Source organism: Halolactibacillus alkaliphilus (assembly GCF_900115465.1).
In the GTDB taxonomy this organism is placed as follows: Bacteria; Bacillota; Bacilli; order Bacillales; family Amphibacillaceae; genus Halolactibacillus; species Halolactibacillus alkaliphilus.
The window spans coordinates 1-15,298 of the sequence record NZ_FOWN01000023.1; the positions used below are offsets into that span (position 1 = coordinate 1).

16 protein-coding genes, 1 pseudogene and 1 other annotated feature are annotated in these 15,298 nt (G+C 38.6%); of the genes and pseudogenes, 3 read left to right on the forward strand and 14 right to left on the reverse strand.

The window, feature by feature from the left end; translation table 11 throughout:
• From BM163_RS09580 to zapA, 6 genes and pseudogenes are all read right to left on the reverse strand, one after another.
• Nucleotides 1-217, reverse strand: a pseudogene (locus BM163_RS09580) (hypothetical protein); the annotation flags it as partial.
• 189 nt (nt 218-406) lie between these two features.
• Nucleotides 407-721 carry a thioredoxin gene (trxA, locus tag BM163_RS09585; RefSeq protein ID WP_089802567.1) on the reverse strand — a complete coding sequence of 105 codons (315 nt, stop codon included), beginning with the start codon at nt 719-721 and terminating at the stop codon, nt 407-409.
• A gap of 92 nt (nt 722-813) precedes the next feature.
• Nucleotides 814-3,156: an endonuclease MutS2 gene (locus BM163_RS09590; RefSeq protein WP_089802569.1), complete on the reverse strand. Its 2,343-nt coding sequence runs from the start codon at nt 3,154-3,156 to the stop codon at nt 814-816.
• 9 nt (nt 3,157-3,165) lie between these two features.
• Nucleotides 3,166-4,905, reverse strand: coding sequence for a DNA polymerase/3'-5' exonuclease PolX (polX, locus tag BM163_RS09595; protein WP_089802571.1), 1,740 nt, complete (start codon nt 4,903-4,905; stop codon nt 3,166-3,168).
• Between the two features lie 116 nt (nt 4,906-5,021).
• Nucleotides 5,022-5,549, reverse strand: coding sequence for a CvpA family protein (locus tag BM163_RS09600; RefSeq protein ID WP_089802573.1), 528 nt, complete (start codon nt 5,547-5,549; stop codon nt 5,022-5,024).
• Between the two features lies 1 nt (nt 5,550).
• Nucleotides 5,551-5,817, reverse strand: coding sequence for a cell division protein ZapA (gene zapA, locus BM163_RS09605; protein WP_089802575.1), 267 nt, complete (start codon nt 5,815-5,817; stop codon nt 5,551-5,553).
• A gap of 122 nt (nt 5,818-5,939) precedes the next feature.
• Here zapA and rnhC point away from each other — a divergent pair, with 122 nt between their 5' ends.
• A complete protein-coding gene (gene rnhC, locus BM163_RS09610) occupies nt 5,940-6,869 on the forward strand; it encodes a ribonuclease HIII (RefSeq protein ID WP_089802577.1) in 930 nt (309 codons plus the stop codon).
• A 19-nt stretch (nt 6,870-6,888) separates the two neighbouring features.
• Here the strand turns inward: rnhC and pheT are convergent, their stop codons facing one another.
• The 3 genes from pheT to BM163_RS09625 form a co-directional block, all read right to left on the reverse strand.
• The gene (pheT, locus tag BM163_RS09615) at nt 6,889-9,315 is read right to left on the reverse strand and encodes a phenylalanine--tRNA ligase subunit beta (protein ID WP_089802579.1); all 2,427 of its coding nucleotides are present in this window, start codon (nt 9,313-9,315) and stop codon (nt 6,889-6,891) included.
• Between the two features lie 22 nt (nt 9,316-9,337).
• Nucleotides 9,338-10,372 (reverse strand): phenylalanine--tRNA ligase subunit alpha, encoded by a 1,035-nt coding sequence (gene pheS / locus BM163_RS09620; protein WP_089802581.1) that lies wholly within the window; start codon nt 10,370-10,372, stop codon nt 9,338-9,340.
• 55 nt (nt 10,373-10,427) lie between these two features.
• Nucleotides 10,428-10,673: a binding site (T-box leader), on the reverse strand.
• A 128-nt stretch (nt 10,674-10,801) separates the two neighbouring features.
• Nucleotides 10,802-11,545, reverse strand: coding sequence for a TrmH family RNA methyltransferase (locus BM163_RS09625; protein ID WP_309250425.1), 744 nt, complete (start codon nt 11,543-11,545; stop codon nt 10,802-10,804).
• Nucleotides 11,546-11,641: 96 nt separating this feature from the next.
• Between BM163_RS09625 and sspI the strand changes: the two genes are divergently transcribed.
• Nucleotides 11,642-11,854 (forward strand): small acid-soluble spore protein SspI, encoded by a 213-nt coding sequence (gene sspI / locus BM163_RS09630; RefSeq protein WP_089802585.1) that lies wholly within the window; start codon nt 11,642-11,644, stop codon nt 11,852-11,854.
• Nucleotides 11,855-11,998: 144 nt separating this feature from the next.
• A complete protein-coding gene (locus BM163_RS14120; protein ID WP_089802586.1) occupies nt 11,999-12,589 on the forward strand; it encodes a lytic transglycosylase domain-containing protein in 591 nt (196 codons plus the stop codon).
• An 86-nt stretch (nt 12,590-12,675) separates the two neighbouring features.
• Here BM163_RS14120 and BM163_RS09640 read toward each other — a convergent pair whose 3' ends face one another.
• The 5 genes from BM163_RS09640 to rpmI form a co-directional block, all read right to left on the reverse strand.
• Nucleotides 12,676-13,752 carry a M42 family metallopeptidase gene (locus tag BM163_RS09640; protein ID WP_089802588.1) on the reverse strand — a complete coding sequence of 359 codons (1,077 nt, stop codon included), beginning with the start codon at nt 13,750-13,752 and terminating at the stop codon, nt 12,676-12,678.
• Between the two features lie 31 nt (nt 13,753-13,783).
• A complete protein-coding gene (locus BM163_RS09645) occupies nt 13,784-14,269 on the reverse strand; it encodes a dUTP diphosphatase (protein ID WP_089802590.1) in 486 nt (161 codons plus the stop codon).
• A 42-nt stretch (nt 14,270-14,311) separates the two neighbouring features.
• Entirely contained in the window at nt 14,312-14,590 is a 279-nt protein-coding gene (locus BM163_RS09650) for a DUF1294 domain-containing protein (protein WP_089802592.1), read from the reverse strand.
• 80 nt (nt 14,591-14,670) lie between these two features.
• Nucleotides 14,671-15,030, reverse strand: coding sequence for a 50S ribosomal protein L20 (rplT, locus tag BM163_RS09655; RefSeq protein ID WP_089802594.1), 360 nt, complete (start codon nt 15,028-15,030; stop codon nt 14,671-14,673).
• A gap of 43 nt (nt 15,031-15,073) precedes the next feature.
• Nucleotides 15,074-15,268, reverse strand: a complete 195-nt coding sequence (gene rpmI / locus BM163_RS09660) for a 50S ribosomal protein L35 (protein ID WP_089802596.1) — start codon at nt 15,266-15,268, stop codon at nt 15,074-15,076.
• Nucleotides 15,269-15,298: the final 30 nt, after the last annotated feature.

The following is a 15,298-nucleotide window of genomic DNA, read 5'->3' on the forward strand; positions in this document are numbered from 1 at the left end:
GTAATGTTAATGGCTTATGAAGACCACCAATAGACTCGACTGTTTGGTCGAAATACGCATGAACCTTTCTTGTACGTGCTTTACACTTCGGACATTTTTGTGTTTTTACCTTCGTTGTTATCCATGCTTGTAACTTTGACTTTGATTCATCCACATCCCATAATTCCACATGCTTATCTTCAATTCCTAACAATTTTATGATAAACTTGTCTTGCACTTATACCCCTCATTTCTCTATTTTTTTCGTCGATTATAGTTTAACAAATGAGGGTGTATAAGTGTGTTTTTTTGATATAAGCTAAGGGCATGTCAGATCAAGGGGTACCACCACATTTAGTATAGAGCCCTTATAGACTGCTCGATACAGACTGAAAAGTAAAAAAGAGCCTTTCGGCTCTTTTTTGAATTAGGCATATTGATTAATACGTGCTTCTAAAGCTTCTTTTGGTTGGAAACCAACAACTTGGTCAACAACTTCACCATCTTTAAAGAAAAGAAGGGTTGGAATACTCATAACGCCATATTGCCCAGCTGTTTGTTGATTTTCGTCGACGTTCAATTTAGCGATAGTTACTTTGTCTGCCATTTCATCAGAAAGTTCTTCCAACACAGGTCCAATCATTTTACAAGGACCACACCATGGTGCCCAAAAATCTACAACGACTAAACCTTTTGCTGTTTGGTCTTTAAATGATTGATCTGTTACTTTTACAGTTGCCATTATATAATTCCTCCTAAAAAATATTATCAATGATTTCTATAATGCCAAGTATACCACCCTGGGGTTTTTATTGGCTAGTGTTCTGCTCACAATTAGTTAAACTCAAAAATAGTAACACCACTACCGCCTTCTTGAGCACTTCCAGTTGTAGCAGATTTAATATGGCGATGGCGCTTCGCAAATGCTTGGACCCCCTGGCGTAAAGCGCCAGTTCCCTTACCATGAATGATTGTAACTCGCGGATAACCTTGGAGTAATGCATCATCAATATATTTATCTAGTTGTTGTAACGCATCTTCATAGCGTTCACCGCGCAAGTCTAGTTCTGGTTTAGTTCCAGTTACTTTGTTTTTCACTGTAGCTACTGGTCGCGTTGCATTTTCTTTTTTCGGCTTTAGTTTTTCTAACTGATTTTTTTTGACTTTCATTTTCATCATACCTACTTGTACCTGGTACTCTTTTTCAGAGATTTTTTCCATAATCGTACCTGTTTGGTTAAGGGTGATAAGAAGAACATCGTCTCCAACGTTAAGCGTTTCGTTCTTTACCTGTTGTCTTACTTGTTTTTCTTCTTTTTTCATTAAGTTTGGCTTCGCATCATCGAAGAGTTTTCTTGCTTCTATCCATTCATGCTCTTTAAGTTCGTGGTTTGTCTTCATTTCTCTCATCGCTTGAACGACCGCTTCCGCTTCTTGGCGTGCTTGTTCTACAGCTTTTTCAGCTTTTCGTTCTGCCTTTTCAAACAAACGTTCACGTTCTTGTTCAAACTCCTGCCATTTACGCTCCAAATCACGTTTGAGCATAGCTGCTTCATTTAAATAAGCTTCAGCTTCTGCGTAATCATCTTCCGCTCGTCGTCTCGCAGTATCAAGTGAGGCAATCATATGATCAACACTCTTTGTATCGGTACCAATTAATTCTTTTGCTGAGGAAATAAGCGTTTCATCTAAACCGAGACGACGTGAAATATCAAAGGCATTACTCCGCCCTGGAACACCAATAAGAAGACGGTACGTTGGTCTAAGTGTTTCAACATTAAATTCAACGGACGCATTAATGACACCTTTACGGTTATAGCCATATGCTTTTAACTCCGGATAGTGTGTTGTGGCGATAACACGCGCTTGTTTCCCCACAACCTCATCAAGTATAGCCATTGCTAGTGCTGCGCCTTCTTGAGGATCGGTTCCTGCGCCTAACTCATCAAATAAAACCAACGTTCTATCATTAACATGCGATAAAATCTTAACAATATTCGTCATATGTGAAGAAAATGTACTGAGACTCTGTTCGATAGATTGTTCATCGCCTATATCAGCGAAGACATCTTCAAAGACAGCGAGCTCACAGCCATCTTGTGCGGGGACTTGTAAACCAGATTGTGCCATTAATGTTAGTAAGCCTACGAGTTTTAGTGTCACCGTTTTACCACCCGTATTCGGTCCAGTAATAACAATCGCATGAAAATCTTTACCAAGTATAATGTCATTGGCAACAACCTCATCGTCAGTTAACAGTGGGTGACGCGCCTGTTTCATTTCTATAAAGCCTTGATCATTCATCTTAGGCATAGCCGCATGCATGACTTGTGATAATTTCCCCCGAGCGAATATGAAATCAAGCGCACTTAATACATCAACATTATGCCTTAACGCCATATGCTCGACGGCAATTTTCATTGACAGTTCTTTTAAGATTTTGTCTATTTCAATTTGTTCTTTCACTCTTGCTTCTGATAATTGATTATTTACTTCAACCACACTTTGTGGTTCCATAAAAAGCGTTTGACCAGAAGCTGATTGATCATGAACAATACCACCAATGGCTTGACGATATTCTTGTTTTACAGGCAAAACATAGCGGTCATTTCTTATTGTCACAATAGCATCAGACAACATATTAGCTTTCGTTCGTGTTAAGTTTTCTAAGCGTTCTCGAATCCTTGTCTCACTTGTTCTAATCTTCGAACGAATTTGACGTAAGGCATCCGATGCTTGATCCATCACATGACCATGATCATCAATACACGCCTTTATTTCGCGTTCAAGTGACGATAAGGGTTCTAATTCTTCCGTAAGCGCTCGGATCAATGGGGCATCTGGCTCTTCCATTTGATCGATATAACGTTTAATGTTCTTTGTACCATATAATGTGCTTTGAATGTGTAAACATTCAGAAGCACTTAACACCCCACCAATCTCTGCACGTTTAATGCTCGGACGAATATCACTGATACCACCAAATGGCAATGTTTGATTTAAACGTAAAATTTGAACCGCTTGGTCTGTTTCATCTTGTAGCTTAAGAACGGATTCAATGTCTGTTTGAGGTTTTGTTTGTTTTGCGAGCTCTTTACCTAACGACGTATCTGCTTGTTCAACTAATCGAGTAATGATCTTGTTAAACTCTAATACGCGATATATTCTTTCGTTCATCGTATCACCTTATTCTTGTTTTTTCTTCCAATACGCCTCTAACTCTGCTAGTGGCCATGTATTAACGACCGTATCTTTCAAAAGCCAACCACGTCTAGCAACACCCACACCCTCAGCCATAAAATCTAGCGTATCCTTGCTATGGGCATCTGTGTTGATCGTTACTTTTACACCATGCTCTTGACAGACTTTTAGCCACTCACTACTTAAGTCAAAACGCTTTGGATTTGCATTAAGTTCTAAAATAGTGTGCGTTTCTTTTGCTTTTTTTATCAACTTTTCCATGTTTACATGATAGCCTTTACGCTTACCGATAATTCGACCCGTTGGATGCGCGATATGTTTGATATACGGGTTTTCCATCGCCGTAAACAGACGTGTCATTATTTCTTCTTCTGTTTGATTAAAGGAAGAATGAATAGCACCAATAACGTAATCAAGTTCTTGCAAGAAGGCGTTATCAAAATCTAAGCTACCATCAGGTAAAATATCCATTTCAACCCCGGCTAATATCTTAAGGTTAGGAAAATGGTTTTGCACCCGCTCGATTTCTTGCCTTTGTTCTCTTAAACGCTTTTCATTCAAACCATTGGCGACGCGTAAAAACTTAGAATGATCGGTAATTGCAATATACTCATACCCTTTTGCCTCGGCAAATCGAGCCATCTCTTCGATCGATTGTGCCCCATCACTCCAGGTGGTGTGCATGTGTAAGTCACCTTTAATATCAGACAACGTCACAAGGCGATTGAAGGTACTTGAATGTTCAAATTCCCCTTTAGCTTCCCTCACTTCAGGCGGAATAAAATATAAATCAAAATGGTTGAAAAAATCTTCTTCTGACTTAAATGTTTTAGTCTCACCTGTTGCTAAATTTTCTACACCGTATTCGCTAATCTTTTCTCCGCGCGATTTAGCTAACTGTCTCAGCATCACATTATGATCTTTAGATCCAGTAAAATGATGCAATGTGGTCGCAAAAGCTTCATCCGCTACCATTCTAAAATCTACACTCACATCAAACTGGTCTTCAATCACGACCGATACTTTTGTTTCACCACTAGCAATCACGTCTTTGACATGATCTAGTTTTATCAGTTGCTCTTTTACCTTGTTGGGTGCGGATGTTGAAATAATAAAATCTAAATCCTTCACTGTTTCCCGCATCCGTCGCATACTACCAGCAATGCTAAATCGTTCAACAAAAGCCATATTAGCTAATGCTGTTTCAATGGATCGTCTCACACCTCTCACCGCATCAAATGGCAACCTATCTGGTTGTTCATTTAAACTCAGTAGACCAGTCAAAATTTTTTCTTCTGACTTTTTCCCGAAACCTTTAAGTTCTGCAACTTTATGATTTTCACAGGCCAGTTTTAAATCTGCTTTATTCTCAATGCCTAATTCTTGATATAATCGGGCAAGTTTCTTTCCACCTAAACCTTGTATATCTAAAAGTTGTATCAAACCTTCTGGGACCTCTTCTTGTAACTGTCTCAGCGTTTCTGATGTTCCTGACTCAAGAAAATCAGTAATGACACTTTGGGTGCCTTTTCCAATACCTTTAATCGTTGACCAGTCATCGATTTCACTTAGCGAACGTGGATCTGTTTCTAAAGCTTGAGCCGCTTTTCTATAGGCCGATATTTTAAAGGGATTTTCCCCTTGTAACTCTAAATAAATCGCGATTTTTTCTAGTAAATAGATGATATCTTTTTTATTTACTGCATCATCTTTAGTATTAACCATATATATCACTCCTTTTTTATGAAGGAAAGGCCCTTGTACACACAATACAAGGGCCTTTGTTTAACATTCTTGAATCTGTTAAAAAACCATATCTGGCTTCTCGACTAACACTATAACTATCTAAACAACAAAGACATAATCCTATCAGAGAAGACCGGCGTTTGTTCGATCATAAACCGCGCAATATTAGAATCACTAATCAATGATTGTATTTGCTCAACCGGCATTAAAGATAACACAAATACGATAATAAATAAGACTAAATATTGTTCAAGGAAACCAAATACAGCCCCAAGTCCTTTATTAACCATATTAAGCAGGGGTAATTCTGCGACAAAATCAAGCATCGCTGTAATGATTGATAAAACAACTTTTGTTGCAAAAAACAAGAGAACAAAAGCAATCATATAGTAATAAGCGGCTTCTAAATTAAAGGTCGTTTCAAAGAAGGCCCATGTATTGCCTCGAAGAGGTGGGTAAGGAATATACATTTCTAAAAAATCCCCAAATCCTTTATAAAACTGAGAAGCAACCATAAAGGCAATAAAGAAACTTACAAAATGAAATACTTGGACGATTAAACCTCTTTTTAAACCACGTAATATCCCGAAAATCAGTAACAACATTAAAATTAAATCCATCATTTTAGTCTTGGTCCTCTTTCTTATGCAATTTTTGTTCTAGCGCATCGTACGCCTCTTTTAATTTCAAATAATCATTCATCGTATTCACAGCCGTAAGAACGGCTAATCGTGTCGTATCTAAACTTTTATTCGCTTGATAAATTTCGCGCATTTTATCATCCACAACACTTGCCACCATACGCATGTGATGAAGGTCTTCCTCCCCCACAAGGGTGTAGTGCTTTCCATATATATCAACATTAGCACGTGTTTTTTTCGCCTGGGTCACCTGTATACCCCCTTTAATAAAATCCTAATATTTATCTTAACATGAACTTGACGATTTAGGAAACTATTCTATTCCTATTTTGTTTGATATAATGACCCTATACTAAAGAAAGAGGAGTGCTTATGGGACATATTATCCACCACGTATCAGACGATACGCTAAAAGAAATGACGGATTACTACCAAACCTATCAAACTAAAACACCTCAACACGCTGCATTTCAAGCGAAAAAAAACGGAGTCACTATTACCGCTTACAGGTCGAAAAAAGTGATGTTTCAAGGCCAGTCACCAGAAGTGGAAGCGAGCCGTTGGACAACTGACGCTCAGCAGACGAAGACATCTAGTCAAGTGAATACGCATCAATATATGCCGGACACCACGCTTTATACTAAAAGCACCATCGGTTCTGATGAAACTGGTACGGGCGATTATTTTGGTCCAATAACTGTATGTAGCTGTTATGTAAAAGACACACACATTCCTTTATTAAAAGAACTAGGTGTGAAAGATTCAAAAAACTTAACGGATGAAACGATTAAAACATTAGCAAAAACAATCCTTCAATTGGACATTCCTTACTCCCTCGTTATCTTGCATAATGAAAAGTATAACCAGTTGCAACAAAAAGGTTGGTCTCAAGGGAAGATGAAAACGATGCTCCATCACACAGCGATTACTAAATTACTGAAAAAAATAGCGCCTACAGTTCCTGACGGTATAATCATTGATCAGTTTGCTACACCTAAAGTCTACATCAATCATTTAAAGACTGAAGGAAAAACACTACCCAACAACTCCTTTTTTGTAACAAAAGCCGAATCACACGCCATCAGCGTAGCATGCGCATCCATTCTCGCACGGTTTAGTTTTGTGAAAGAAATGGATAAGTTAAGTGAAAAAGTTGGCTTCACCCTACCTAAAGGTGCTTCTAAAAAAGTTGATCAGGCCGCCAGTTATTTAATCAAAAAAAAGGGCAAAGAATGCCTCACACACTATGCGAAAGTACATTTTAAAAACACAGAAAAAGCAGCGGCTTACTTAAATAAATAAGCCTCTGCTTTTTAGTTTTTTAAGCTCTTAAGACAGCACCGTGCCTTGCTTTTACTGCTTCTAACACATGCATATAGCTCGCTTCTACTTCTTCATCTGTGAGTGTTCGCGTTGGATCAAGGTAGCGTAAATTAAAGGCGAGTGATTTTTTACCTTCAGGCAAGTTGTCACCTTGATAGACATCAAAAACATGAACGCTATACAGGTGCTCACCAGCTGCGCTTTTTATTGTTGATAACACCTCTCCACTTGGTGTCACTCCGTCCATTACTAAAGCAATGTCTCTTGACATGGATGGGAAGCGCGGAATTTGGACGAATCTCGGCTCAACATCGACCGCATCATAGAGGTATTCTAAATCAAGATCAAAGACGTAAATCTCTTTTAAATCATACGTTTTTGCTAAAGTTGGATGCACTTGTCCAATAAAACCAATGGATTGATTGTTTGCAAAGATTTCTGCTGTTCTGCCCGGATGCATACCATCTATATCAGCTTTAGTGAATTGAACGTCTACACCTAGTCGTTCAATTAATGTTTCCACAATCCCTTTCGCAACGTAAAAGTCGACTGATTTTTGCTCTTGTTGGAATGGATGTGATAGCCACGCACCTTGCATCACACCAGATAAACGGTTGAGTTCTTTAGGTTGTTTCGTTACTTCTTTTTCATCGGAAACAAACACTGTACCTATTTCATAGAGGGCAATATCTTTCTCTTTTCGTGCTTGATTGTAACTCGCAACCGCTAATAGTTCTGGTAAGATACTTAAGCGCAGAGTCGAATGTTCTTCACTCATAGGCATAGCTAATCGAACAGGTGAGACAGCTTTTACTTTAATATCCGGGGCAACCAAACGGGTCGCTCGCTCTGTCGTTGTTAATGAATAAGTAATGGCTTCAGACAAACCTGCCCCCTCCATTACTTGCTTAACAAAGCGTTTAAGGGCTTGACGCTCTGTTAACTTACCAGCAAATTGCCCACCTTCAGGAAGAGTATAATCAAGATGATCGTAGCCATAAATACGTGCTACTTCCTCTAACATGTCTTCAAAAATAGTAATATCTTGGCGACGCGTCGGTACATGTACCGTAAAACTAGAACCTGATTGAGTATAATTGAACTGTAGTTTATTTAAAATAACGATAATCTCATCATCGCTAATCGTTGTACCAAGACGTTCGTTAATACGTTCTGTTGTTATAACAACATCTTTTTCTTCATAATCCAATGCATCGTATTCACTGACACCTTGGCAAATCGTCGCATCTGCATATTTCTCTAATAAGTGAAGCGCTCGGAATCCTGCTTTTTTAACACGGTTTGGATCAACACCTTTTTCAAAACGCGTACTTGATTCGCTTCTTAGACCATGATCTTTTACAGCTTGACGCACACGCTTTCCATCAAAATAAGCCGCTTCCAGTAATATGGTACGCGTCGTTTCTGATACTTCCGATTCAAAACCACCCATCACACCTGCAAGTGCATGTGGTCTTTCACCATTTGTAATCACTAAATGCTCGGCATTTAACGTGCGAACTTCTTCATCTAAAGTTTTGAATTTTTCTTCTGCTTCTGCTCGTCTTACAACGATTTGATTTGAACCAAATTTGTCTAAGTCAAATGCATGTAATGGTTGACCATATTCTAACAAAACATAATTTGTAATATCAACGACATTGTTAATAGGACGAATACCTGCAGCCATTAAGTAATTACGCATCCAAAGCGGAGAAGCTTTAATGGTGATGTTTTTCGCAACAAATGCACCGTAGTAAGGATTATCTTCTTTAGCCTCTACCTCTACATTAACTAACTCAGACGCTCGTTTGGTTGATGTATTGTATGAAACATTAGGTAGCTGCACTTTTTCATTAAGAATTGCCGCAACTTCATAAGCAACACCTAACATACTTAATGCATCAGAGCGATTTGGCGTAAGACCCAGCTCTAAAATCGCATCATCCAAGTTTAAATATGACGTCACATCACGACCAACTTCTACCTCTTCATCAAAGACAAAAATACCGTCCGCTAAGTCTTTCGGGACAAATTGCTCCTTTACACCGAGTTCTTGTAAAGAGCAAATCATGCCGTTAGATTCAACACCACGTAATTTAGCTTTTTTAATCTTAAAGTTACCCGGAAGTACTGCGCCGACTTTTGCGACAATAACGTGTTGACCCGCTTTGACATTTGGTGCGCCACAAACGATTTGTATTGTCTCTGTGCCAACATTAACGATTGTTACGTTTAATTTATCGGCATCAGGGTGTTTCTCACATGATTCTACATAGCCGACGACCACATGATTTAGTTTTTCTGAGACGTATTCAATCCCCTCAACTTCAATACCTGTCTTAGTAATTTTATCTGCAAGTGACTCGGGTGTTTCACTACCCAAATCAACATATTGTTTTAACCAATTTAATGAAACTAGCACTGTTTATTCCTCCTCTAAAATCTTAAGCTTTATGATACTGTGTTAAGAACCGTTGATCATTTGTATAGAAGTGGCGAATATCATCGACACCGTATTTCAACATCGCAATCCGCTCTGGTCCCATACCAAATGCAAATCCACTATAAATTTCCGGATCATACCCTGCCATTTTCAGTACATCTGGGTGAACCATACCGCCACCTAAAATTTCAATCCAACCTGTTTGCTTACAAACAGAACAGCCTTTACCATGACAAACCTTACATGAAATATCCATTTCGACAGACGGTTCAGTAAACGGGAAGAAGCTTGGACGTAATCGAATTTCACGTTCTTCACCGAAAAACTGTTTCGCAAACTGATTGAGTACACCTTTTAAATCACTCATGCGTACGTTCTTATCCACATACAAACCTTCTACTTGAGTAAATTGATGTGAGTGTGTGGCATCATCTGTATCTCGTCGATAAACCTTACCTGGACAAATCATTTTCACTGGCTTATTTCCTCTATACTCACCCATCGTTCGTGCTTGAACTGGTGAAGTATGGGTACGAAGTAGTAGCTCTTCTGTAATATAAAAAGAGTCTTGCATATCCCGTGCCGGATGATCTTTCGGTAAGTTTAATGCCTCGAAGTTATAGTAATCCGTCTCAACTTCTGGTCCTTCCTTAATATCAAAGCCCATGCCAATAAAGAGATCTTCAATCTCCGTAACAATGGATGTTAGTAAGTGTGGGCCACCTAAGTTAACAGGACGTCCTGGAAGCGTAACATCAATCGTTTCAGTTTTTAATTGAGTATTTAACACGTCTGCCTCAAACCGTTGTTTTTTCTCTTCAAGTGCTGTTGTAATAGCTTCGCGCACTTTGTTTGCTAATTCACCAACAACGGGGCGTTCTTCGGGTGATAGTTTACCCATACCTCTTAATACTTCTGTCATCGGTCCTTTTTTTCCTAAATAGCCCACTCGAACCGCTTCTAACGCTTTTAAATCCTCTGCTTGCGCTACTTTGGTTAGCGCTTCTTCTTTTAGTGCATGTAATTTCTCTTGCATTATGATCTCCTCCTTCAAATGATTAACTTTTAGACAATATAAAAAACCCCTCCCAAAAAGGGACGAGGCTATCGATCGCGGTACCACCCTTGTTGACAAAGTCTTGCTTTGCCCACTCTCATTTGTTAACGAACGGTTATGTCCGGTATCATTTTACTTTTTTAAATTATAAAAAAGGTCCCATGAACAGCTCCCGAGTGAATTCTGTCTATGCTCCACGTGTTTTGCTTTCAGTCTCGGCAAAACATCCCTAATCAATGGCTTATGCATTAAACGTACTTGGCTCGTTCTTTGCTTTTTATATCGTCATATAATTTCAGTTTACATCTATCCTTTAGTATAGTGAAAAAAAACAAATCTCGCAATGGTTGAATTGAAAATAATTTCATCATCACGTTATTAGTAAAGATCTTGCCTACCTTAGTCTACTTATTGACAGTGGTACATTACTATTGCTGCGGCAATACTCACATTTAACGATTCTGCCTGACCTGGGATAGGGATTTTCACACGAATATCGCTCAGTTCCTGAATATCTTGAGCGATACCACTGCCCTCGTTACCAACAATGATCGCAAAGTTATCCATCGGGTCAATATGATTTAATGGCACAGATTCTTCTAATGTTGAGGCAATAACAGTAAGGCCGTTCTGTTTTAGTTCAGGCAATAGGGTACGTAGATCTCTTTTTATTACGGGTATATGAAACAAAGACCCCTGCGTCGCTCGTATGACTTTATCATTAAACAGATCGACGGTGCCTTTCCCAAGAATGACGCCATCATAATTAAATGCATCAGCTGTGCGAATCATTGTTCCAACATTACCTGGGTCTTGGACATTGTCGAGCACAAGAAGTTTCTTTAACGTGTTTATTACGTTATCTTTCATATTAATCACCGCCATTACCCCTTGCGGTGCTGGCGTTTCTGTAAGTGCTTGAAATACTTGGTGGTTTACGACTGTGATACGGTAGTCATTTTGCCATGTATGTATATCTCGGTCTTCTCGGATAATCAATTCAGACACTTCCCAGTCACTCTTTATAGCCTCTTCTACAAGATGGTCACCTTCTAATAAAAACTGGCCATATCGTTCACGATATTTTTTCTTATGCAATTTCATCCAGCGTTTAACTGTTTCATTTTTTATTGATGTTATCAAAAAACTCACCCTTTTTCCGTTCTATTTAAAAATGTCTTCTCTATCATACATAATGAAGTCAATAGTGGTCAAACTATTTATATCAATAGGTAAAGGAGATGGAACATGAATCTTAACATTCGGATGGCGCTAAAAGAAAAACTAATGAATGTCACACCAAGTGAATTAGAGGCAACCATTCGTGATGCTCTTAAATCACACGAAGAACAACTCTTACCTGGTTTAGGCTATTTATTTGAATTACATTGGCAACAGGCATCAGCTGAACATAAACAGGCAATGTTAGAAGAATTATCAAAGACGCTTCAAGCATCTTAACTCTTTGCCGGCACCGCGTAGTTTGTGCCGGCAAATCCATTTAAAACTTCTTTACTTTCAAATAAACTTTAGCTAAACTAAGACTAGGAGTGAAATTACGAGTGCGTTCATTTAAAACATAATCTATACTGAGGGGTTACTATAATGGCTATACAAATGATGCGTGAGATGATGCAATTGCAATCAATCGCTAACTTTCAAAATAATTTAAATAACACTGCTGTAACAGGCTCACTTGACTTTGAAGCAATTTTATCAGAGGCGACATCACAGCCGGAGATGAGAATCAGAGATATCATTGAAAACCGATTACAAACAACGCCCACTTTCCAGACAATGCCAGTTAATATTCAGTATACACCTACTGGCTTAGATGATATTATTCAACAGGCAAGTGAAACTTACGGAGTGAATACGCAGTTGATTCGCGCAGTTATTCAAACAGAATCAAACTTTAAGGCTGATGCTGTAAGTCGTGCAGGGGCGGTTGGCTTAATGCAACTGATGCCAAAAACAGCAGAAGGTTTAGGTGTAACAGATCGTTTTGATCCATACCAAAACGTCATGGGTGGCACTAAATATTTAGCCCAAATGCTGGAGCGTTATAATGGCAGCGAAACACTTGCACTTGCCGCCTATAATGCAGGGCCAGGGAATGTTGATCGCTACGGAGGCATACCACCTTTTAACGAAACAACACAATATGTTAAGAAAATACAACATTTGCTCAGTTAATGACTTGATACATCTGTCAAACGATATAAAAAACGGATGGCCTACTAAACTGGTCATCCGTTTTTTTGGTACTGAATCATTAAACCTTAACCAAAAGTGATGGTTTTAACCATTTCCTCATCTAGCTGCTTGATAACTTCAACAATTAACTTCACAGCATTATCCAAATCATCTTGATGAATAATCGCAGCATGTGAGTGAATATACCTTGTGGCAACCCCAATTGATAACGCCGGTACACCATTAGCTGTCAAATGAATAGAACCACTGTCCGTTCCCCCCATAGCAATCGTCGCATACTGATAGGGAATATCATGCTTCTCCGCCGTATCAACAACGAGGTCTCTAACACCTTTATGCGAAATCATTGAAGCATCATAAATGATAATTTGAGGCCCGTCTCCTATTTTACTATCAGCTTCATTCGCTGAAATGCCCGGCGTGTCTCCAGCAATACCAGTATCCACCGCAAAAGCAATATCAGGTTGAATAGCATTTGCGGCAGTTTTTGCTCCGCGAAGCCCCACTTCTTCTTGTACAGTTCCAACACCATATACTACGTTTGGATGATCAACGTCTTTTAGTGCTTTCAGCACTTCAATTGCTATAGCGCAACCAACACGGTTATCCCAGGCTTTTGCCAGTAACAATTTTTCGTTTTTCATCGGCTGAAATTCGAAATAGGGTACAACTGAGTCTCCAGGTTTAACACCAAATGCTTTAGCTTCTTCCATACTGGACGCACCAATATCAATAAACATATCTTTAATTTCATACGGTTTCTTACGAGCCTCTGCAGGCATAATATGGGGCGGCTTTGAACCAATGATTCCTGTGATATCACCTTGAGACGACATAATTGTCACTCTTTGCGCCAACATCACTTGTGACCACCAACCGCCAATTGTCTGAAAGTAGACAAAGCCTGAATCATCAATTCGTGTGACCATAAGACCAATTTCATCTAAGTGTCCGGCGACCATGACTTTTGGCCCGCCTGCCTTTCCCACTTTCTTTGCAATTAAACTCCCAATACGGTCAGTCGTCATCTCTGTTGCATAAGGTTTAATATAGCGTGCCATAACTTCACGTGCTTCTTTCTCATGACCGGATATCCCTTTTGCTTCAGTAAGCTCTTTTAACATCATCAATTTCTCATTCATCTATTTTTTCTCCTTTTTTAATTCAATGTCATTAATAATTGTTATCTTGTCGTTTAAAGTTTACATTATTCTTGTCATGATAAGCGTTTAAGATATCATTATCGGTGAACCCAAGTTGACGCGCTAACTTTAAGTATAGCTCAAAGACAATTAAGAATGTCTGCTCATCTTGTTGATCTTTAAAATAATCAATGGCGCGATACATTTGATTAAATAGAGCTGTTGTTGTGATTTCTTGTTCAAAGGGCTCTGCTTTTTCTGGTGTTAGATTTCTTGATAATCCTAAAGAAAGCAAGAAGTGAATCCCATCAACATACTCTTCTAAAATCACTTGCTTAGGACTCGGTTCTTTCAAACTCCAAAATTTAAAACAGCGCGTTTCGTTAGCTAATTCACTAATTTCAACAAAGAGTGCTAAGATTTTCTCATCAAATAAATCTCGTGATTTTAAATCGTGTTTTTGTTCAATATAATCATCTAATTCTTTCTGTCGTTTAAATAAAGTCGTCAGTTCCATAAGTAACCCCCTAAATAATATGTATCATTTATACCTTTTACTTTACAAGCTCCAATCAAAATAAGCAAATATAAATACAATGACGATAAGTTCTAACAAAGATAAAACCGGCAATCCAAATTTGAATAGCTTATGCTTTGTTTTATGACGGAAAAATCGCATCCCAAAATACGTGCCTGGCGCGCCAAATATGGAGCTGACGAACCATAGTTGTTTTTCCGGTAGTCGCCACTTATTGTACTGTGCTTTTCTCTTATCAACCGCCATTTGAATAAATCCAATGACATTTACGATGACGAGATAGAAAATAAACCATTCCATCTTATTTCCCTCACATTCATTTATACATAACGAAAAGAGCTGTCTTCTGTTAAGAAAACAACTCTTTAATCATGTGTTAATTATTTGTTTAATGCTGTTTTTGCTTGCTCAGTTAATTGAGCAAAAGCTTTTTCGTCTGATATAGCAAGTTCTGCTAACATTTTACGGTTAACTTCAATACCTGCTAATTTTAGACCGTGCATTAGACGGCTGTATGAAAGATCGTTCATACGTGCTGCAGCATTGATACGTGCAATCCATAATTTACGGAAGTCACGTTTCTTTTGCTTACGGTCACGGTATGCATACTGACCTGATTTCCAAACTTGTTGCTTTGCTACTTTAAATAGGGCATGTTTTGAACCGTAGTACCCTTTTGCTAATTTTAATATGCGTTTACGACGCTTACGTGTGACTGTTCCACCTTTAACACGTGCCATAATAATTCCCTCCTATATATCTTACCGAATGTCTTGTGTTTAGTTATCTTGGTAACATTTGATCAATACGTTTTTGGTCCCCTGCAGATACAAGGCCACCTTTACGCAACTTACGTTTTTGCTTCGTTGATTTGTTAGCTGCTAAGTGACTTGTGTAACCACTACCGCGCTTTAGTTTACCTGAAGCAGTTCTTTTGAAACGTTTTTGAGTGCCTTTATGTGTTTTCATTTTTGGCATGAGTAGTTCCTCCTTAAAAGCATATAAATT

Excerpts from the sequence above, each read along its gene's own strand:
- BM163_RS09600 (WP_089802573.1), bottom strand. The coding sequence starts at position 5,549 with ATGATGGATTTAATTTTAATGTTGTTACTGATTTTCGGGATATTACGT.
- rnhC (WP_089802577.1), top strand. The coding sequence starts at position 5,940 with ATGGGACATATTATCCACCACGTATCAGACGATACGCTAAAAGAAATG.
- rpmI (WP_089802596.1), bottom strand. The coding sequence starts at position 15,268 with ATGCCAAAAATGAAAACACATAAAGGCACTCAAAAACGTTTCAAAAGA.
- BM163_RS09590 (WP_089802569.1), bottom strand. The coding sequence starts at position 3,156 with ATGAACGAAAGAATATATCGCGTATTAGAGTTTAACAAGATCATTACT.
- rplT (WP_089802594.1), bottom strand. The coding sequence starts at position 15,030 with ATGGCACGTGTTAAAGGTGGAACAGTCACACGTAAGCGTCGTAAACGC.
- BM163_RS14120 (WP_089802586.1), top strand. The coding sequence starts at position 11,999 with ATGGCTATACAAATGATGCGTGAGATGATGCAATTGCAATCAATCGCT.
- BM163_RS09640 (WP_089802588.1), bottom strand. The coding sequence starts at position 13,752 with ATGAATGAGAAATTGATGATGTTAAAAGAGCTTACTGAAGCAAAAGGG.
- polX (WP_089802571.1), bottom strand. The coding sequence starts at position 4,905 with ATGGTTAATACTAAAGATGATGCAGTAAATAAAAAAGATATCATCTAT.
- BM163_RS09645 (WP_089802590.1), bottom strand. The coding sequence starts at position 14,269 with ATGGAACTGACGACTTTATTTAAACGACAGAAAGAATTAGATGATTAT.
- trxA (WP_089802567.1), bottom strand. The coding sequence starts at position 721 with ATGGCAACTGTAAAAGTAACAGATCAATCATTTAAAGACCAAACAGCA.
- BM163_RS09650 (WP_089802592.1), bottom strand. The coding sequence starts at position 14,590 with ATGGAATGGTTTATTTTCTATCTCGTCATCGTAAATGTCATTGGATTT.
- pheS (WP_089802581.1), bottom strand. The coding sequence starts at position 10,372 with ATGCAAGAGAAATTACATGCACTAAAAGAAGAAGCGCTAACCAAAGTA.
- sspI (WP_089802585.1), top strand. The coding sequence starts at position 11,642 with ATGAATCTTAACATTCGGATGGCGCTAAAAGAAAAACTAATGAATGTC.